Below are 21,355 nucleotides of genomic sequence, written 5' to 3'. Positions count from 1 at the left end.
GAGGAAATATTTGAAAATCAAGCCCAAAAGAATTTTAAAGAGTGAATTTCTAAAATATAAATTCAATTAGCTGATAATAAGCAAGAGCAAATCAATTTTGTCAAGCCCCCACCTTAATATTTTATTAAAGGAGAATAGTTTTTTACTCAAACATATTTCATAAAATGAGCAGTTTGACTTCATTTTTTTTATCAAATAGGAACTTCAAGAAATCTTTGATATTTTTGGATAAGTATTAACAAGTTCCTGCGTATTTTAAATATCTGACCTAAAAGATATAGACGCAATAGGATATAGACGCAATAAGTTAAGGAAATTCGGATAGCGAGATGTTACCTGCAAGCTGAAAAAACGAAATGAGAAACCTTTTGATAATAATATTAATGCTGAAATTTCTAACAAGTTGGGGACAAAATAAGAATGAGGAAAAATTCATTACTTGGGAACAATTCACAGAAAATTTCGGAAAAGAAATGGTTTCTGCTCAAGATGTATTCGACAGGATGCAAAAAAGTGGGGTGAGTGATTTTTCATTAGCAAAATTTGACTTCCATTTTGTTTCCAACTCTAAAGAAAAACTTGAAAAACTTCAAGAATTTATAAAAGAACATTATCCTTATGAAATCAAATCCTTAAAGAAAATAAACAAAGGACTTTGGGAATTGAATGGAGAAACTAATGAAATACCAATTACGGATGACAACTTACTTTACTGGGGTTTGGATATGTACAAAAGAGGTTATGAATTTGATGCAAAACTTGACGGTTATGGAGCACCATTTGACCCGAAAAATCAAAAATTTCCCAATTTCAATAAAGAAAAAGAAGACTTTTATTTCAACAAAGGACTTGACTGCTATAATTCCGGAGATTTAAGTGGAGCAATTCTTAATTGGACAATTTGCATCAAAATCAATCCAAAAGACCCGAATGCCTATTATTCAAGAGCAATAGTAAAAAATGAGCTTTATACTTGGAAATCCTCGATAGCCGACTATGATAAAGCCATTGAAATCGCACCTGACTTTATAGATGCAATCGTAAATCGTGGAACCGTAAAAGACGAAAATGGCGACTATGAAGGAGCTTTGACTGATTATGAAAAAGCTTTAGAATTAAAGCCAAATGACGCTATGACATATTTTAATATTGGTAACACGAAATTCAACCAAGGGAAAAAATTAGAAGCTTGTGAGAATTGGAAAAAAGCGAAGGAATTAGGAGCTGATTATGCTCAAGAACGAATAAATGAAAAATGTAAATAAAGCCTGCAGGTAACAATGTATATAAAAAATAGGCGAAATAGTAGTGAAATCAAGCCTTTTGGATTGCATCAATCTTTGTGCTTAACCGAAAATTTAGTGCTTCAAGATCGCCTACTTTTCATATACTAACCGTTAGCACCAATAGTATGACGACAACAATAACCAACATAATTACTGACGAACTTCTCAATCCGACTTTTGAGATGACACGACAGTATTTAAAAATATTGGAAGTCGAATACGAAGACAACAAACCTAAAATTGCAAAAATCGACTTTGACGAAAATCATAATCAAGCGACAGCATTTATAGAAGTAAAGAATGAAAGCTTTTATCTTGAATTTGTTTTTGACACGGCAGACAAAATTGAAATAATTGGTGTAGACGCTTTTCCATTTGTTAGAATTAGTTTTATGCCGACTTCGGAGGATTTGACAATACAAGAGTTATTGAAAATTACTTCTATTAAACCAACCAATACAATTACAAAAGGGGACTTTTTTTCAAATGGAAAATTTGAATACACATACAACGGACTTGAATTTGAAACCTTTTCAGAACCAGGACGAATTGAAAGGAAACTAAATTACTTATTGGACATTTTCGAAACAGACATTGAAGGAATAAAAGAGCTTTCGAGACAGACAAGTACCAAAGACATATTCGTAACAATTGTTTACCACATAGGTAATGGAAATTTCACAGGATTATACATTGACAATGAAATAATTAATCGACTTTCAAAGCTTGGACTTGAACTGACATTTGACATTTATGCGACAGGTAAAAAATTTGAGAATGAATAGAACTACTGGTGCTAACAGCACCTACAAGAAATTGGCGGTTCAGTGGTTAAATGAAGCTTTGTGCTTCGTATCAAGTTCAGTTGTGGCAGACAGTTTTCGTCTTCGAAATCGCCAACTTCTTGTAGCTGCAAAACGATGTGCGTCATTTTAATAATACAACATTGACTAAGATTTTCACAATATTGACATATAGTTTTTTAATGTTTGGCTGCTCGACTAGGCAAGACAATGTAATTGAAGTATATTATATAGTTAAGCACCCAACAATTACAGTTCAAGACCAAGGTGATGTTCAACCGGCTCCACCGCCTCCTCCGACAACTTTTTATGGAAATTTTAATTTTATACTTCTCGAAAATTCAATATTTTATTTTAACACTCAACAAATTTATAGTTTTTGTGGAACTGGAATTGACGATACAAAACCACCAAGAGTTTTCTTAACTCCAGATAGGTTGACTAAAATAAACATAAGCACTTTGCATCAATTTTTGGCGACTTCAATTTCTGACTCAATAGCATCAGACCCACATTTTTTTGCATCTATTTCTTCACCAACAGACACTATAAGAAATCAAGCATTTAAAATAATTACTGAGTATTTTAAATCAAAAAAAATAATTAGATATAACATTCGTAACTGGACTGAAGAAGAGAAGTATGTTACGACTGCAAAAATTGAGAACAAAAAATATTATCCTGACTCGATTGACTGGAAAGTTGGTTTCGATAATAACTTTAATCTAAATACAGGCACCACAGATGGAAAATAGGAAAACGCCACATAACATGTCCTTGTGTCAAGTGGGGCTGATGGAAGTGATTGAACATTAGGAACTTTAATATACATTTGTACTAAGGCTGAGCATAAGGAATTCTATTTCCCCACCTGCCAAAAGCCCTGAACGTTGGCAAACATTAAAATGAAAACAGAAACAGTAAAACTCTTGGATTTAATCGGTCAATTGATAGTAGACATTAGATTTCAGTTTAAACAGTCTAATGAATATGGTCTGCAAGAGTTCTATTGTTACTTAAAACTTGAATCTGGACAAATCATTGGAATTCCTCGTTATAATAATGATGTTCTATACAATTTGACTGAAGACAATATTGACTACTACCAAGCTTGTTTTGAAAACGGAACCGAACTGAATCCAAAAACAAGAAAGCTTCTATTAAATCAAACGATTCAAGACATTCTCTTTTGTTACTATGAGGACGAAGTAGATGAGGATAAATCCACTTATATTAAACTTGGAAATGGTCTTTATGTAACAGAGAATAACCATGGCCCTCAAGGCTTGACGGACATTGATCTTTTAGTTTTTGAACAAAACCAATTTAATCAAAGGACTTCTACCCTCGAAGAGAATGTAAAATCTTATAAGAATGAAATAAAAACGTTTGCCAACAAAACCTAAGAAAACATGGGGAGAAACGTACTGAAAGCTAGCATAGAACTTCGTAGTTTAGTTCGTCACGGGCGGACAGAAACGTACTTCGAAATTCCCACGTTTCTTAGCTAACTCGTTAAATACAACTAAAAAGAGAAAAACAAAATGACCCTAAATACAGTGAAAATTGTCCTTGTAATTCTTATTTCAAATATCTTAGCCTCTTGCAATGGTCAATTGAAATCTGAATCTGAACAGGCTGAAATTAAATCTCATGAATTTGGAAAAGTAGTTTCTGAACTTGACGATCAAATTTGGAGAATATTTCAAGATTCAAAAGATAATTATTGGTTTGGTAGCAACGGAAATGGCATATACAAGTTTGACAAGACGATAATTACGCAGTTCACGACAAAAGACGGATTGGTCAATAACTCGATTCGTGGAATACAAGAAGATAGTGCTGGCAATATAATTATTATGACAGCCAAAGGCATTAGTAAATATACGGGAACAGAATTCATAACATTAAAACCCGTTAAATCCTCTAACAACGAATGGAAACTTCAGCCAAATGATTTGTGGTTTGGATATTTAAACGACCTTTACCGTTTTGACGGCAAATCTCTTTATGAGTTAGAATTACCGAGAAAAGACCTAAAAAAAGCATTTGGAAGAAACACTTCTCAAGGAAATAACAATAACCCTTATGCTGTATTCGGAGTCAACAAAGACAAGGCTGGAAATGTTTGGTTTGGTACTGAAAGTGCTGGTGCTTTTCGTTTTGACGGTGAAATATTTTTATGGTTTGGAGAAAAGGAACTTTCAACTCTTCCGGACGGGAGAGTTCCAGGTGTACGCTCAATGATTCAAGACAAAGACGGGAATTATTGGTTAAGTAATTTTTATAGTAAATATAGAATTGCTCCAGACTTACCAAATGGATATGAAAAAATGAAAGCTGTCGAGTTACCCAAAGAAATTGTAAAAGATAAAATACTTTACTTCAACGCTGGAATAGCAGATGAAAACGGAAATTTATGGATGACGACTTATGGTGGCGGTGTTTGGAAGTATGATGGAAAAACGCTCTCGAATTTTGAAATAAACAATGGAAAAGAAGATGTTTTGCTGATTAGTATTTATCAAGACAATAAAGGAACGATTTGGCTTGGAACAAATAATGATGGAGTTTACAAACGAATAGGAAACGACTTTAAAAAATTTGAACCCAAAATGTAAAAACAGCCGCTAATAATGTATATGAAATCAAAGCCGCCAATCGGCAGACTAGGCTTCATATACTTACCATTACCCAACATAGCAGAAAATGAATAAATTATTAATCCTAATATTTTTAACTTTAAGTCCTAAATCTTACGGACAAAGTGTTACTGTAAATTATGATATAGATACAACTGTTTTTAAAGTCGCTGAACCTTTAAATCTTTGGCTTGATTTCTTGAATACTAAAGATGATAGTTTAGGTTCAAAATATTGGAATTTCAAAGAAGTTAAGAAATATGGACAAACGTCATATTTTTTAATAGAAAAAGAACTTCAATTTGGAATGGATAATTATTTGAAATTACTCAGTTATTCCAATATTAAAATTTTGAGTGTAAAAAAAATTAATGAATATTTTAAGATTACTTCAATTATGGAGTTTAAACCAAAAGAAAAGACTTCTAATGTTCAGTATATCTTTCACGTTTATGCAGGAATAGAAAATGGAGAATTAAAGTTATTTAATCCGCTTGAGATTAATACAAAACTGAATTTCAATTCAACAACCATTGGTTATATAAAATATCATTATCCTAAATTTCAAGATTTTAACTATGAATTAGCAAAAAAACAAAACGATTATCTTATAGATTTGAGTGAGAAATTTAAAGTAAATATTGATACTGTTGATTACTATTTTGCAAATTCTAACACAGAGTTATTAAAAGCCAGAGGTTTTGATTTTTTGATTGCCAATAGTGGGGAAGAAATCCCCTCTGGAAAAGCAGACCCAATAAACAGAATTGTTTACGCTTCAGGTATTGGAGAATATTACCCTCACGAATTAATACATTTTCTATTAAATCCACATTTCCCAAATTGTCATCTATGGATTAATGAAGGTGTGGCAACCTATTTTGGAATGAGCAGAGGGAAAGAGTTGGGTTGGCATTTAAAAAAACTGAATAAACATCTTTTAGAACATCCAGAAATTAATCTGAATGATATGTTAGAACTCAAAACGCTCGACCAATACACAGATTATAGATATGTTTTAGGAGGATTAATAATAAAAAAAGCATTTGAAAAAGGAAGTTATGAATTAGTAAAAAAAATGCTGAATGCAGGAAAAGAAGACACTGATTTTTATAGTGCAATCGAAAAATATTTAGGAATAAAAAGACAAGAATTGAATATTATTATTAGGCAAGAATTGAAAGAAAAATATTAAATACCTTGGCTAACAAAGTGTAAAAACAATAAGGGTTTTGGTGCTTAAATCAAAGTTGAGTGCATTTTACAAAGTCCGTAAAATTTATTAGACTGTCTAAATGAAATTCCGACAAATATTAACAAAAGTAATAGTAGTTACTGCATTTCTTGCGATAGCCTTTTTTGTTTATTCAATTATACCAAGGGTTGGAAATACAGATGCCGAATATGGTCGAGAATTAAAAAAAAATGATTTACTACCATCCAAATTTCAAGATGAGGTAAGAGGATTTATCAGAGATACGGCGAACAGAATGCAAAATGTGATGATTGCATACAAAGGAAAAATAATTTTTGAAGAAGGCGACACTAAAAAACTGATAAATTGTCATTCCGCACGAAAAAGTGTGATGAGTATTTTGATTGGAATTGCTGAGGATAAAGGAATGTTGAATTTAGATGAAACAATCGAAAGCATAGGAATAGATGAAAGCCAGACACCTTTAACAAAAAAAGAAAAATCTGCTACTATTCGAGACTTATTGATGTGTACTTCTGGAATATTTTTAAAAGCTGAAGCCGAACACGATTGGGCAGATGATATTCGTCCTAAAAGAGGGCGATATAAACCAGGCGAATACTTCTTTTATAACAATTGGGATTTTAATATCCTTGGGGTAATCCTTGAAAGAAAAACAAAAATGTCAATTGGAGAATTTATGGAGAAATATTTGGCTATTCCATTGGAAATGCAAGATTTTTCGATGTCAAATATAGTATACAATAGTCCTTGGCCAGTCCCAAATAAAACAGATTCGGATTATCCTGTTTTTTGGATGTATCTAAGTACTAGGGATTTTACAAAAATTGGCGTTTTAATTACTCAAAATGGGATATGGAATAATAAGCAAGTAGTTTCAAAGAAATGGATAAACGAAAGTATGTACCCTTATTCGAAATTGGACGGATATAATGATTTATATAATCCATATGAAGCATTTGCATATTCTTGGTGGGTTGAAAATGATACCAAAACTATATGGGCAGATGGATATGGTGGGCAATTTTTATGTATCGACACAACGAATAATATTGTAGCCGTCCAACGAAATTTCACTGGAAATTCATTGTTGTCTTCTGGTCTATTTCTCATAGATAAAAATAGAGATAACAACCCAAAGAGTGATCTGATTCACGTCTATAAAAGAATACTAAATGAAATTGAAAAATGAAATACGGAATAAAAGAATGTATATAAAAAATAGGAGATACAGTGCAAAATTTAAAACTCTTGGCTCGTACCAATCCTTCTCCTTAACCGAAAGTTTGAAACATAGAAACCGCCTTCTTATCATAAACCAGTCGTTAGCATTCATTCCCTGCATTTAAACTTCCGTTTAATTTTTAAGCTAATTAGAAATTTTAAAGGGATTAATATTTTATTAAATTTGAAGTTAGTTGGAACTCAGATATAGTTATAAACTCAACTATAAATAAAAAACCATGAAAATATTGAATAACATCTTTCTCACCATAATACTAATCATTTCTGTAAATCACGTCAGCTTTTGTCAAACTTCGCCAGAGAAGATAAACTTTGTCAGACAAGGGGTACAAAGAATGATATTTGACGAAAATCAAGCAATTCCATTGGCTAGTCTAGATCCTAAAACGATCATTGGGTTATCCTCAATGCACCCAATAAAGAATTATTCTGACGAACATTCCAATATTGACATTCTTGATGGAAACCTTATCATTCAATCTAGAAAAGAAACCCAATCAGAAATCTGGTTTGGTGGTTTTAACCCATTTGCAACCTATTCTATCGATCTAAATTCTTGTACTGGACATGGAGAGGTAGGTTTTAAATTTTCAAATGCCACTGAAAAGGACCAGTTTTTTATTAAAATCGGATATAGAGATTCTATTATCACTGGAATAAAACTCAAAGTAATTAAAAACTCTGAGATTATTGTGGATCAATCAATTGCAGTTAACTTTGATAAAAAAGTAAATATAAAAGGTAAAATCATTCTCCAAATGTTGGGAAGTGGACTTACCTTATATTTACAAGATAAAGAATTACCAAAAGTTATTGGTCAAAGTGAATTTAACTCCTTTATAGATCTGCGAAAAAAAGAACATATATATTCTTTCCAATCGCACCTTTTTGTACATCTTAATGATGGTGAAGTTCGAATTAAAAAGGTTGAAATGGCACTCACCACAGGTGTTGGATTGTCTGACATCAGGGCAATTACCTATGAAGATGGTGAGCCAATGCTTGACCAAGGACGATTATGGTATACTATGTCTATTCGCGGACGTGCCTTGCCTCATCATATTCAAGGTGTATTTAGTACAGACCCAACAGTATTTGACATTAAACTTGAAGGAGTCATATTGTTTGACCGCAATGATGGTTTACTCAGAAATGAGATTGCTTCACATCTTTTTTATGACAGAAAACAAAAAATCTGGCGAGGATTGACGACAGGATTTAGTGCCTACGCTAATCTTGATAAAGAGAAAAAACAATTGCTCGCTATTGAAAGTAAAAGGGATCCTCGATTTGGATTCTCTATAATGAATGCCGTGCCATTTGGTATGGTTGGGGATATTGAAGACCCGCATATTTTATTTGATTCGGCAGAAGAAAAATGGCGAATGCTTACATGTGAAAACAACAAAGGTGGTTACAAAGCTATTGTTTTAGAATCGAATGATTGGAATAAAAACTATACAAAGATTCATGGACCTGTCGAGCATAATTCAACAGGTACCTCTATTCAAAGAATAGGAGAAAAACTGTATTGTTTTTCAGGTAGTAGCGAAAGAAAGATATATATTTATTCTTATCCTGACCTGAAAGAAGTAGGAACTTTAATGATGGATTTACCTCCCTGGGATGAAACATCTGGTACAAGAGTATGGCCAAATATTGTCCAACTGCCTGATGGCTATCCATTTCGCTATGTAGCTCTAATGATGGACAGATTTAATTATCCAGGTTTGAACGGCTCTAATTGGTCCTATGGGGCTATATATCTATATCATGGCTATGATTAATGGAAAGAAATGAAACCGAAGCTAACAAAGTGTATAATTTAGTTCAGCAATTGAAGTGGTGCATACCCTTAGGTTGCCAAAACATTTACAAGTTTTACAAAAAATGATGCCTTAACCGGTGATGCTATTAGCAAAATTATGGAAGACAAAAATGGAAACCTTTAGTTGGATGATGGTGACATTTGCCGATACGATGGAAGATCTTTGACTTGTTTTACATCAAAAGATGGACTAGTCAACGAAGCAGTTTGGCCAATTTTGGAAGATAGAAATGGAAATCTTTGGGAAGGTACAAGCGAAACTGGCCTCTACCTTTTCGATGGAAAAACATTAATTGAAATTTCGGAATAAACACAATTTTGTAAAGGAATTACATCTTAAATTTACGAAAACGGTGAATGATGAACAAAAGCAAGGAACTGGAAAAAACTATTTGCCAAATCACCCAAATGATTCAAGACATAATGCTCAGACATAAAGCATATAGAACTTAAAGTGTATGACTAAACTAAATACTATTCCAACCATAGATTTCAAAACTGCTGAAGCTTTTGAAACTTGGCTCAAAGAGAATCATGATAACGCAGTTGGGCTTTGGCTCAAAATATTCAAGAAAGATTCTGGAGAAAAAACCATCACTTATGCTGAGGCACTTGATGTGGCTCTTTGCTACGGCTGGATAGATGGGCAAAAACAAGCTTTTGATGAAAAAGCATGGCTACAAAAGTTTAGTCCTAGAAGAGAAAAAAGTATTTGGTCAAAAATAAATATTGGGCATGTAGAAAGGTTAATCAAGGAGGAAAGAATGAGGCCTGCAGGATTAAAAGCTGTAGAAAAAGCCAAAGCAGACGGCAGATGGGAAAAAGCGTACGATCCGCCAAGCAAAATGACTATTCCTGATGATTTTCTAAAAGAACTTAGCAAAAACAAATTAGCAGAATCGTTTTTTATGGGTCTTAATAAGTCCAATCTTTTCTTTATTGGATTTCGTCTTCAAACCGCAAAAAAACCAGAAACGAGAGAAAAGCGTATGAAGGAAATTATTGAAAAATTAGCAAAAGGTGAGAAATTTCAATAAATAATAAAGAGTATTGAAGAAAATAATTTAGAAATTGACGCATAAAACTATGAATGAAATTTTTCAAAAAAATGAAATTTTACAATTTAGCTTTTCAAATTTCTGAGAATTACTTAAAAATTGATAGAAAAGGGCTTCAAAGACGACTTTAACTTTACACTAAACGAATTGGAAAACTTACAATCAAACTTATATATATAAAGCAATGAAAAAACATATAAATAAATTTTGGTCCGCAATAATGATAGCTGCTTTGATGGGCTGTGGAAATTCTCAACAGAATGCTTACAAAAGCAGTAAAATAGATATAGATCCCAATGAAACTTTAACAAAAAACTCGGATAATATTACTCAAAAAATAACTCCCAGCCTTTGGGTTGAAACAAAGGATGCAAAAGCGGTTGTGGATTATTACCTTTCTATTTTCAAAGATGGTAAATTGAAAGAGCACCGCAAATATAAAAACCCACCAGAAGCTGGAGGTGAAGATTTTGAAACTGCAATTATGGAAATTAATGGGATAGAATTCAATATTTTGGCTGCAGGTCCTTTCTTCAAATTTAATGAGTCTGTTTCATTTGTGATAAATTGCAAAGACCAAGCCGAAGTAGATTATTACTGGGATGCTTTGACCGCAAACGGTGGAGAAGAAAGTTCTTGTGGTTGGTGTAAAGACAAATATGGTTTATCGTGGCAAGTTGTACCTGTTGAATATTTTGACCTTATCAACAGCGATGACCCTAAGGTAAGGGAAAAAGCAATGAAAAATACACTTAAACAGAAAAAGCTAATTCTTTCAGAACTCAAATAAGCATCTGTAAAAGACACAGTTATTTGACTGATTTTAAATCAAATACTAATTATAATTTCGTATGATTGCAGTATATAAATCTAAACTTGCAATTCAACAATAAAAGAAAATTTGGAAAATTAAGGAATTCAAAAAAGCCAAAATTTATGCAAAGACAAAATTGGGGTGGAATTGAAATATTCAAAAGCAAAGGGTTTTTTAATAAATAAAATTACAACAGAGATAAACAAAACAAAAAATGGAGCCTAAACAAAAAGATTATTTTTCAGAAAAAGCAGAAAGTTTCGATGATCAAAAATCCATAACCCAAAATGTAGATAATATCGGCCAATTAATACTAAAAGAGCTCCCCTTTTCAAAGGAGATGCATATCATGGACTTCGGTTCAGGAACTGGATTATTGTTGTCGCAAATTGCCCCATTCGTAAGCGAAATCACAGCAGTCGATATTTCTTCTTCTATGATTGCGGTTTTGAAAACAAAACTGGATACCATAGCTTGTAAAGTTCAAATAATGGAACTGGATTTAACAAAAGAAACATTAAACCAAAAATTTGATGGAATTATTTCGTCCATGACTATTCATCATATTGAGAATGTGCAAGAGATTTTCAATAAATTATATTCACAATTAAATGAAAACGGAACCATTGCCATAGCAGACTTGGACAAAGAAGATGGTACTTTTCATACGGAAGATACTGGCGTTTTTCATTTAGGATTTGATAGAAATGAATTCTTACAAATTGCAGAAAATGCTGGATTTAAAGACTTGAAAATTCAAACTGCTAGTGTGATGGAAAAACCGACAGGCAATTATCCTGTTTTTTTGTTAACAGGTAAAAAGTAGAAAGTTATCAAAAACTAAAACCAAAAGTTAAGGCTGCTTGGTGGTTAATTGTCAGATAAAATAACTACTTTTTATATTAATCAAAGGATCAAATTATAAGCAATTTCAATAGCGAAAAGTAAAAAAAAATAGACGACAATATAAAAATCGATATGAAACCAAAAATCAGTTTCATCACTATTGCAGTGACTGACCTTAATAAGTCGATTAGTTTTTACAATGAAGTTTTTGGTTTTCCAACAAAAGGAATACAAGAGGGCAGCGAAGAACATTGTATGTTTGATCTTGACGATAAATTTGGTTTGGTGCTTTACCGCAGACAGGAGTTTTTAACCTTAATTGCAAATCCAAACCAAACGGAAAAATCAGCAGGTTTTATTCTCAGCCATAATGCCCAAAACAAAAAACAAGTTGACGAAATTTTGCATGCTGCTTTGAAGGCTAGAGCTACGCAAATTGGCAAAACTCAAGATGAGCCTTGGGGATACTCTGCGAATATAACAGATCTTGACGGCCACCATTGGGAAATTGTATATATGCCACACTAAAACATCAAATGATAATGAAAATTGACATTATACATCGAACCACTAACAGCACCAGCAAAATATTGGCCGTTCACTCGTTAATTGAAGTTATATGCCTCTATCTAACTTCGAGCCTAGTTTTTAGTAAATTGCTTCGAAATCGCAACCTCAAGATTGTTGCAAACCATTATTTAGAACTTGATGAAAAACCATGAGCAAATGAACTATAATACATATAAACCACATAAGGACTTAAAATCTATAGTAAAATTTTACTGGACTTTGGAAGTGCCTTTTGACCCAAATAATCAAAAGCAAAAAATCGTTCCTGACGGCTGTATAGAAATGACTTTCAATTTTGGCGACAAGATTAAAAGATACACTTCTGATACAGACTTTATCCTACATCCTAATGCAATGGTAATGGGACAGAGAACAAAATCATATTACATTTTGCCCATTGGAAATGTCGACACTTTCGCAATCTGCTTCTATCCTATTGGATTTGTAAACTTCGTAAATACACCACTTGAAAAATTGGTTGACAAGGAAACACCTATTTCAGAACTTTTCGGACAAGCAGAAGCCCAGGGATTAGAGCAGCAAATGATTCAGGCTGTTGATTCCCAACAAAGAATGAATATTATTGAAAGCTTTCTTCTAAAAAAACTTTATAAAAAAAACACGATTAGTACTATCGTAAAATCAACCGTTGATGCTCTTCTGAAAACAAAAGGAACGATTCCAATAAATGTTATTTTGAAAGATGATGTTTCAAAGAGAAGACAGCTTGAAAGGCACTTCAGAAAACAAATTGGCATTAGCCCAAAGCAACTAGGCAAAGCTATTCGGCTACAAACAACTTTAAATTTATTGCTCAACAAAAAATCAGAAACACTGACAGACATAGCTTACGAGAGTGAATATTTCGACCAAAATCACTTCATTAAAGACTTTAAAGATCTTGTCGGGCTTACGCCAAAGGAATTTTTAGATAATGAACATATGGCCCTATCTGCACTTTTCTACAAATAAGTTTTGCATTGTCGCATTTCTACTATTTTGACTTTTTGCTTATCCTTAATTTTGCAATTGAATTAAAAATAACACATTTATGGCAGTCAAAGGATTAATTTTAGCTTCGTTAGTTTCTGCAATTTGTTTTGACTCATGCATTAATGCTGACAAGGCAAATACCGAAACAACGACAAATAACACTTTAACAAATTCAAAAATAAAAGATATGAAAAGTTACATTTCGATGTTTGAAATTCCAGCAAGGGATATTTTACGAGCGATTAATTTTTATCAAGCAATATTAGACATCAAAATTGAAAAAATGGATGTTGAAGGTATGCAAATGGGGATTTTGCCTTATGAAGGACAAATGGCAACAGGTATCATAATTCAGGCAGAGGGCTCTAATCCTTCAGCGGACGGTGTAACAATCTACCTAAATGCAGGAGAAAATCTCCAAGTAATCCTTGACAGAGTTGAAAAAAATGGCGGGCAAATAATAGTGCTTAAAACTGCTCACGCAGACGAAAGCGGCTACTTTGCTATATTCCTAGACTCGGAAGGAAACAAGATAGGTCTTAACTCACCCAAATAAAAGATAAAACAAAAGAAGGAACGCATAACATTTAGCAACGTAAATGACAGTAAGATAGCTCAAAAACTTACCCTGTAATTTATCTATTAGATGGCTCTAAAGATGAAGATTTTATACATATTGCGGGTATCGTTCAATTCGGTTCTTTTTCTTGGATAAACATGATTCCAGAGAGTATTGTGGTTGGAATAGTGAATGTAAATAGAAAAAGAGATTTTTCGTATCCATCAAAAAACAAACTTGACCTAAAAGAATTACTAACCTCTGGAAAATCAGGGAATTTTATACAATTCCTGGAAAAGGAACTTCAACCTTTCATTGATTCAAATTTCAACACAAATAATGCAAAAACTTTGATCGGTCAATCTCTCGGTGGGCTTTTGGCCACAGAAATATTATTTAATAAACCAGATCTTTTTGACAATTATATAATTGTAAGTCCAAGTTTATGGTGGAATGACGAAAAAATATTGAGGAGTAATCTTATAGGGTATGATTCAAAAAAATCGATTTTTATAGCTGTAGGGAAAGAAGGAGAAGTGATGGAAAGAACAGCAAGAGAATTATTCAAAAAACTAAACACTGAAAAAAGAGAAAATACAAAAGAATTTTTTGAATTTATGGAAAACAAAACCCATGGCGATGCTTTGCATATGGCAGTTTACAATGCATTTGAAAAAATATTTAAAAAGTAATAAAACAACCTATTATCTCATAAAAATCGTAAATAAAACAAACCTTTTTTTTAGCTATTTTGCATAAAAAAAGCCATTTAAAGCATACAAAATAACACCTTAAAAGCCTAATAAACAACACAATAGACCTAAAAAGCTTTTACTCAATTTAATTCTATCAATATAATACAAGTCTGTTTACCTGGACAATTGAAGTAGGTTTTACTGCAAACCTTTTTAGTGAAAGCCGCAACTCTTTCCTATGGTATTATCAACAATTTAAAATTTTGAAAATTGACTTTCTACAGATCAAGTGAATACTTTAGGATTTGCAAGGCAATCAAGTTTAATGCTTTTTTTTGAATAAAAAAAATACTGGCATCCGATTAAAAATAAATAAATATTATTCATTATGTCAGCCAGCACTGTTTGAACGCAATCAAAATTCTCTTTCGAAAAAACTACTAACATAAACTGCTGATTTAGAGAATTTTGAGTGCGTGAGTTTGCTGGGTGCTGTTTTTTTTGCTTCGTTTTTTTTTGAAAAAAAATGAAGGCCCAGGCGGCAGCCGACACAAAGTAAATAGGGTGTCATTTTCACCATAGACAAAAAAAGTACCTTGAAAGGCCATTCAAGGCTGATTTGCCTGTAAAATATATTTTAGTCGAATGCCAGTATAAAAAAATCAATCTTCCAGCATAAATGATAGTGTTACCGCAAAACCTTTTATATACTCTAGTTTTAAGTTAGCATTAATTTTTTCAGCACGTAGTCGCATATTTCCAAGGCCTTGCCCTTCTTTGTTTTCTACAGGTTTATTGGTACCATTATCTTTAATATAAAGGAAAAAACCTCTTTTATCTTTTATGACTTTAATGTCGACATGGGTGGCGTTGGTATGTTTTAATATATTGGTCAGGGCTTCTTTAAAAATCAAGAAGACAGCTTGTCGCTTATCAGGATTAATAAACTCTTTAGGCTTGTCTATTTCTATGACAAAATTGTGCTTAATGTTTTTATTTGGTAGGTTTTTCTCTGCAAACGACCGCATCCTATCCACAAGGTTTTCGAATCTATCGCGACTTGGATCTATTGCCCATACCGTGTCTCTCATACGATCCATAGCCTCAAAACTCATGTCGCTTAGTTCTAGCAATTGTTTTTTGGCCTTTTCGTCTGCCTTTAATGACATCATTTGCGACTGCATGGAAAGTCCAGTCAGTATAGAACCCACATCGTCATGCAGGTCGGATGATATTTTTGTTCTGAGAGCTTCTCGCTCTTTGATTTTTTTCAGACGCTGCCACACCCTAAACCTAATATAAAAATACAGACTGATTCCAAAAAGTAAAATATAGGCAAGGTAAGCGTACCAGGTTTGCCAAAAAGGTGGGGAAATTTCAAAATTAAAACTAGCCTCTTCCCTACTAACACCATTTGAATTTATTCCCCTAACTTTAAAAGTGTATTTTCCTGGGGGTATTTTGGCATAGGATACTTCATTAAAATAAGTTGGTGTGCTCCATTTTTTATCTAAGCCTTCTAATATATACTCGTACTTCACAGCTATCGGGTTACTGGTATTTATTGCTGCAAACTGAAAACCCAAATAATTATTATTGTGACTGAGCTTAAGGCCTAAAGGCAAACCTGTCCAAGGTTCGAAATCAGAAAACGCTAATTTTTCAATTCTTAAACCATTAGACAAAGTGTAGGTGCTATCTCTTTTCCACTCAAGACTCTCGTTGAAAAGTGTGACATTCACAATTTCTACTTTCATATTTTTTGTTTCTCGCACATTGGCAGATAAATCTACCCTGGCTACACTCTTAGCATTAGGAACCCATAAAAAACCATTTTTATCTATAGCAATATAATGTCTCCCGTCTCCATTATCAAGATAACCGTTTTCTTTAGTAAAACCGTTTATTATTACATTTTGGCTCTTCATTATAACATCATTAAAATGTTCTAGATTGTATCTTGATATTCGAGCTAAACCTGAAAGCGTATTTACCCACAGATTTTTGTTTTTATCTTGAATGATACCCATTACTGTATTATCAGGCAGCCCAGATTCTTCTAAAAAAGTAAAGATTTTGTTTGTTTTCCTATCAAGCCTTATTAAGCCATTATCTGTCAGAATTCCAAACCAATAGGCTCCCGTGTGATCTTGAAAAGAACTTTCTACTATGTCAAACTTTTGGTTTGGACTCATTGGGTAATTGGTAAATACCCCTTTGTCTTTCGACAAAAAAGAAACCCCTTTAAAGGTGGCAAATATGTAGTTTAGATCTGCATCTTGGCTAATTTTTATGACTTGGTCATCTACTAACCCTTGTTTGGTGGTATAATGTGTAAGTTGATTGGATTTTTTATTGAGCCTAAAAACCCCTCCTTTTTCACGAGAACTATACCAGATATCGCCTAAATGATCTTGAAAAATAGAAACTAAAAAACTCCCACTCAGTGGATAGTGCGTTATAGTTTTCCAATCGGCAGATATTTTAGATAAATACCCAATATAGCAACCGACCCATGTTTCTTGGTCGGCATCTACTAATAGGCTCACTATGTTTGAGCCAGGTAGTCCGTCCTTCATATAAAATTTGCTAAAGGTTTCTTTCTGTAAATCAAAATATGAGATACCTCCCAGTTCTGACCCTATCCAAAGATTTTGCTTTTTATCTACAGCCAGGCTTCTAACTACGCTGCTGGTTAGGCCGTCTTCTTCTGTTATGGCTCTAAACATCGTGTTACATTTTGCAACACCGTTTACAGTGGATATCCAAATATATCCAGCTTGGTCTTGCATAACATCGTAGGCTTCATTACTTGGCAGACCGTTTTTTGCGTGAATATTATAGATTTTATTTTGATTTAAATAAAATGCACCATTACTGAGTGTGCTAAACCAAACGTTTTCGTTGCTATCCATAAATACACTACTCGTCCAAGAGGGGCTTAAACCAACAAAATGTTCAATAAAATCTCCAGAAATTTTACTAATACCTGTCCATGTTCCTATCCAAAGTTCATTTTTTCGTGAAAGAGAAATGGAGAAAACTGTTTTATCAAAAAGCCCTTTTGTGTAATTGCAAAATATTTTTCCATCCCATTTGAATAGGCCTTCGTTTTCTGTCCCTAACCAAATACTACCGTTTTGATCCTCGACCATACATAATACTTTGTCTGACAAACCTTCCTTTTCTCCATAGTGTGTATAAGTTTGCAGGTTTTTATCAATCTTAAAAACACCTCTTTCTCTAGAACTTACCCAAATATTACCTTTACGGTCAATGATTATATCTGTAAATAAATCAAGAAATTTATCTTCAGGTTGAAACCTAAAATTGACCAGAGATTTCCCATCGAAAACTTCAATTTCTTTGTCAAACAGAAACCAAAGATTTCCTTTAGCATCTTCTTTCATTTTTACAAAAAAATCGTCTAGAAAACCCTGATTAATAGTATAGTGCTTATTGGTACTCCCATTAAACTGGGTAACGCCTTTATAGGTACCAAACCACAGATTTCCTTTTGAATCTTGAAATGTATTATGAACTTTATTGTCAATCAAACCCGTACTTAATCCATAATTCAACAGGTTATATGGGTTAAAATCTTTGCTTTTGGGCTCTGTAGCTTGTATTACAACAGGCCTTCCTATATTTCTTTTATTTATTATTAAAGGATTAGACTTTGGTTCAATAATTCCGTTTTCTCCAGGAATCAAGATTTGGGGCAAAGAAATTTTATTCTTTAAATATTTAAAATCAACCTTATTGTTTTTATAAGAAACAATCTCTGGTTTACCTAACTTCAAAGTTCTTTTACTTTCTATAAAAGTCTGATCTGGAGTCGGTAAAGAATCTAGACTCACGAGATTGAACTCTGCATTTTTGAAATCTTCCGCAATAGGTTTCTCTTCCGCAGAAGGTGAGCAGCCAAACATTGTTACTGAAAAAGCTACTTTCAAATATAAATAGACAAGATATTTATTTCTTATGTTTTTCAATTAACGGTTTTATTTAATTTGCCCTTTAAGATACATGGAGATAGCTTCCGACTTATTATTTACGTGAAGTACCTTGTACATTTTTTTTATGTGCGAACGCACCGTTTCAACAGAAATAAATAATTCAGTAGAAATCTCAGTATAAGTTTTACCATCAACCATCTTTTCTAAAATTTCTTTTTGCCTTTCGGACAAAATAGTGGCTTTACTAACTCTGCCACCCATAAGATGATTTATTATTTCTCGGGCTATTGATGGCGACATATAAGAGCCTCCTTGTATTACCACCCTAATAGCATCCACTATGTCTTTAAGACTCGTTTTTTTCGAAATATAAGAACATGCACCGTTGCAAATCGCCTTGAGGATCATGTCTTCTTCCTCATATGAGCTAAGAATGATAATGTTCAATTCGGGTTTTAGCTCAAGTAAAAGAGGCAACGCCTCTATTCCAGACATTTTTGGTAATCCAATATCTAACAAAAGAATTTCGCAGCTTATGCCATTTGCATGCTTTACTTCATTAAAAAACTCTTCCGCTGAGCCACAGACTAAGCCTACCTTAAACTCTTCATGAAGTTCTAAATAGCTTCGTAAATTATCTCTAACTATTTTGTGATCTTCAATTATGCATATCTCGGTTATTTTCATTGCAGCATTTTAATAAACATCAAATTTATTAATAATTCTCTTTCCTGTCTATCACCCATGTGGGTGCTTTTGATTGATATCAACACTATAAAACCACCTGTTCGGGTGATTGTGATAGGCTAATATAGAAATTAACTTTGTTGAAACAAAAGCTAATAATAAATGAAAACTCAACCCAAAATTTTAAAATCTCTTAGCCTTGAGGCAATTACCCAGCTTGAGGCAGTTTCAAATTACACCTACCTGACTATGAAAGATGGCAGCAAAACAATGTCGTCGTATACACTACAGGTCTTTGCGGATATTTTTACTAATAATAATTTCATTCGAATAAATAGATCCCTACTCGTAAATGCTGAATTTGTAAAAAAACATATTTCGAGAGATGGAAAAGAGTATCTGCAACTCAAAAACAATAATACCATAATTATACCGCGTAGAAAAACCGAAAAGCTGAAAATTGATTTTCCAACCATATTTAATAATTAAACTTTAACAATATTGAAATGAAAAAAATAAATTTACTTCTAGCGTTCTTTATTTTGGCCGGAGGCACCCTCTCAGCCCAAATGTTTGTAACTGACCCCAACGATGGTTCTCTCACCATAACCCCCAAAGGGGTAACTTCGGGCAGAACGGCCGCTCCAGGTGGAGCCGCAGTAAAAGACCCCAGTAATACTGCTTTTGGCTATTATCCATTTACTTTGATGACCACAGGCCAATTTAACACCGCCATGGGTTTATCATCTTCTTACTATGTTACAACTGGCAATGCCAATACTTCTATAGGTATAGCATCACTTAGAACAAATGCAACAGGAAACGAGAATACTGCATTAGGTTCTTATGCTTTATTTAATGGTGTAGCACAATCCAAAAACACGGCTGTTGGATATTTTTCAATGTACAATTCCAACGATAGTCCTACAGCCTCCGATGGCTTTAACACAGCTATTGGATTTGAGGCATTGATGGGTAGTGCAACACCAAGTAATAACACAGCCACACTTAATACGGCAATTGGAACAAGGTCTATGAGGAATTTTACTTCTGGTGTTGCTAACACCGCAATAGGGAATTCAAGTTTATACAATAATGCTACGGGAAGTTATAACCAGGCCGTGGGTCATCAGGCTTTGTATTCCAATACTTCTGGTAACGAAAACGTCGCTATTGGTCATGACGCCATGTATAGCAATGTTGGTAACAGTAGAACAACTGCTGTTGGAGATCAAGCAATGAATAAAGCTGATAATAGAGTTGCAGGAAGAGAGACATTTAATACTGCAGTTGGTTATAAATCTTTATATGGAAGTGCCACTCAAGCAAATAATACTGGTAGGTATAATACTGCTATTGGGGATGAAGCAATGTATGGAAATACCACGGGCAATTATAATGTAGCTGTAGGAAAAGATGCTTTATTCAATAATTCAACGGGAGGTTTTAACATTGGAGTAGGACCTGGAGCCTTATATAACAATACCACAGGTGGCAGCAATGTCGGAATGGGAAACCAAGCAGGAGGTGCTATTACAACGGGTTCAAACAATACCGCTTTGGGTTATAATTCTTTATTTAGCAGTGTCGCAAATTCCAAAAGTACTGCTGTGGGTTCAAATGCTATGTTGAATGCAGACAATAGAACAACAGGTATAATCACTAATAACACTGCGGTAGGATCTGAAGCCTTGAAAGGAAGTGCAACACCTGCTAATAATATAGGAACGGGAAATACTGCGATAGGAAGCGAGTCTATGATGGCAAATACAAGTGGAAGCGGAAATGTTGCAACTGGTTATGCTGCCCTTTCAAGCAATTCCACAGGTAATTACAATTCAGCATTTGGACAAGGTACATTAATAGCAAATTCAACTGGAAGTTATAATGCAGGTTTTGGAAATGGTGGACTATTGTTGAACACTTCAGGAAATGAAAATACGGCAATTGGTCATGATGCATTAAGTCAAAACAAAGCTAATAGTCGGTCAACTGCTGTAGGTTCAAATGCAATGTTGAATGCAGACAATAGAACAACAGGTATAATCACTAATAACACTGCGGTAGGATCTGAAGCCTTGAAAGGAAGTGCAACACCTGCTAATAATATAGGAACGGGAAATACTGCGATAGGAAGCGAGTCTATGATGGCAA

20 protein-coding genes and 1 pseudogene are annotated in these 21,355 nt (G+C 33.5%); 19 read left to right on the top strand and 2 right to left on the bottom strand.

The annotated features are described in order from the left end of the window. Positions 1-356: 356 nt before the first annotated feature. The 17 genes and pseudogenes from EGI22_RS14195 to EGI22_RS14115 all read left to right on the top strand — a co-directional run. The gene (locus EGI22_RS14195; RefSeq protein ID WP_255069123.1) at positions 357-1,265 is read left to right on the top strand and encodes a tetratricopeptide repeat protein; all 909 of its coding nucleotides are present in this window, start codon (positions 357-359) and stop codon (positions 1,263-1,265) included. Between the two features lie 146 nt (positions 1,266-1,411). Further along, on the top strand, positions 1,412-2,071 hold the full coding sequence (locus tag EGI22_RS14190; RefSeq protein ID WP_255069122.1) for a DUF4279 domain-containing protein: 660 nt from the start codon (positions 1,412-1,414) through the stop codon (positions 2,069-2,071). Next, positions 2,064-2,222 (top strand): hypothetical protein, encoded by a 159-nt coding sequence (locus tag EGI22_RS14185; RefSeq protein ID WP_255069121.1) that lies wholly within the window; start codon positions 2,064-2,066, stop codon positions 2,220-2,222. The genes EGI22_RS14190 and EGI22_RS14185 overlap by 8 nt, the downstream gene beginning before the upstream one ends. Before the next feature lie 10 nt (positions 2,223-2,232). Then, positions 2,233-2,844 (top strand): hypothetical protein, encoded by a 612-nt coding sequence (locus EGI22_RS14180; protein ID WP_255069120.1) that lies wholly within the window; start codon positions 2,233-2,235, stop codon positions 2,842-2,844. Positions 2,845-2,994: 150 nt separating this feature from the next. Beyond that, on the top strand, positions 2,995-3,495 hold the full coding sequence (locus EGI22_RS14175) for a hypothetical protein (protein ID WP_255069119.1): 501 nt from the start codon (positions 2,995-2,997) through the stop codon (positions 3,493-3,495). Between the two features lie 153 nt (positions 3,496-3,648). Beyond that, positions 3,649-4,710, top strand: coding sequence for a two-component regulator propeller domain-containing protein (locus tag EGI22_RS24075; RefSeq protein WP_255069118.1), 1,062 nt, complete (start codon positions 3,649-3,651; stop codon positions 4,708-4,710). Between the two features lie 88 nt (positions 4,711-4,798). Beyond that, complete coding sequence (locus EGI22_RS14165; protein ID WP_255069117.1) at positions 4,799-5,926, top strand: hypothetical protein; 1,128 nt, start codon at positions 4,799-4,801, stop codon at positions 5,924-5,926. A gap of 100 nt (positions 5,927-6,026) precedes the next feature. Further along, the gene (locus EGI22_RS14160) at positions 6,027-7,139 is read left to right on the top strand and encodes a serine hydrolase (RefSeq protein WP_255069116.1); all 1,113 of its coding nucleotides are present in this window, start codon (positions 6,027-6,029) and stop codon (positions 7,137-7,139) included. Positions 7,140-7,410: 271 nt separating this feature from the next. After that, the gene (locus tag EGI22_RS14155; protein WP_255069115.1) at positions 7,411-8,979 is read left to right on the top strand and encodes a hypothetical protein; all 1,569 of its coding nucleotides are present in this window, start codon (positions 7,411-7,413) and stop codon (positions 8,977-8,979) included. Between the two features lie 165 nt (positions 8,980-9,144). Further along, entirely contained in the window at positions 9,145-9,330 is a 186-nt protein-coding gene (locus EGI22_RS14150) for a hypothetical protein (RefSeq protein ID WP_255069114.1), read from the top strand. A 148-nt stretch (positions 9,331-9,478) separates the two neighbouring features. Then, a complete protein-coding gene (locus EGI22_RS14145) occupies positions 9,479-10,057 on the top strand; it encodes a YdeI family protein (RefSeq protein ID WP_255069113.1) in 579 nt (192 codons plus the stop codon). Between the two features lie 205 nt (positions 10,058-10,262). Beyond that, a complete protein-coding gene (locus tag EGI22_RS14140; RefSeq protein ID WP_255069112.1) occupies positions 10,263-10,868 on the top strand; it encodes a VOC family protein in 606 nt (201 codons plus the stop codon). A gap of 238 nt (positions 10,869-11,106) precedes the next feature. Continuing rightward, positions 11,107-11,718 carry a class I SAM-dependent methyltransferase gene (locus EGI22_RS14135; protein ID WP_255069111.1) on the top strand — a complete coding sequence of 204 codons (612 nt, stop codon included), beginning with the start codon at positions 11,107-11,109 and terminating at the stop codon, positions 11,716-11,718. A gap of 152 nt (positions 11,719-11,870) precedes the next feature. Then, on the top strand, positions 11,871-12,266 hold the full coding sequence (locus tag EGI22_RS14130) for a VOC family protein (RefSeq protein ID WP_255069110.1): 396 nt from the start codon (positions 11,871-11,873) through the stop codon (positions 12,264-12,266). Positions 12,267-12,464: 198 nt separating this feature from the next. Then, positions 12,465-13,280 (top strand): helix-turn-helix domain-containing protein, encoded by an 816-nt coding sequence (locus tag EGI22_RS14125; protein ID WP_255069109.1) that lies wholly within the window; start codon positions 12,465-12,467, stop codon positions 13,278-13,280. 79 nt (positions 13,281-13,359) lie between these two features. Further along, positions 13,360-13,857: a VOC family protein gene (locus EGI22_RS14120; RefSeq protein WP_255069108.1), complete on the top strand. Its 498-nt coding sequence runs from the start codon at positions 13,360-13,362 to the stop codon at positions 13,855-13,857. 71 nt (positions 13,858-13,928) lie between these two features. Next, positions 13,929-14,552 (top strand): annotated as a pseudogene (locus tag EGI22_RS14115) (alpha/beta hydrolase); the annotation flags it as partial. Between the two features lie 665 nt (positions 14,553-15,217). On the opposite strand, the gene EGI22_RS14110 reads toward EGI22_RS14115, so the two are convergent. Next, positions 15,218-18,550, bottom strand: a complete 3,333-nt coding sequence (locus tag EGI22_RS14110) for a sensor histidine kinase (RefSeq protein ID WP_255069107.1) — start codon at positions 18,548-18,550, stop codon at positions 15,218-15,220. Between the two features lie 9 nt (positions 18,551-18,559). Further along, a complete protein-coding gene (locus EGI22_RS14105) occupies positions 18,560-19,201 on the bottom strand; it encodes a response regulator transcription factor (protein ID WP_255069106.1) in 642 nt (213 codons plus the stop codon). A 162-nt stretch (positions 19,202-19,363) separates the two neighbouring features. On the opposite strand from EGI22_RS14105, the gene EGI22_RS14100 reads away from it, so the two are divergent. Then, the gene (locus EGI22_RS14100; protein WP_255069105.1) at positions 19,364-19,690 is read left to right on the top strand and encodes a LytTR family DNA-binding domain-containing protein; all 327 of its coding nucleotides are present in this window, start codon (positions 19,364-19,366) and stop codon (positions 19,688-19,690) included. A 17-nt stretch (positions 19,691-19,707) separates the two neighbouring features. After that, positions 19,708-21,355: hypothetical protein (locus tag EGI22_RS14095; RefSeq protein ID WP_255069104.1), on the top strand; the 1,648-nt coding region annotated here is incomplete at its 3' end.

It is taken from the genome of Lacihabitans sp. LS3-19 (genome assembly GCF_024343575.1).
Classification (GTDB): Bacteria; Bacteroidota; Bacteroidia; order Cytophagales; family Spirosomataceae; genus Leadbetterella.
Note: the sequence above shows the minus strand (reverse complement) of the source record. Positions and strands in the feature narration are given on the sequence as shown.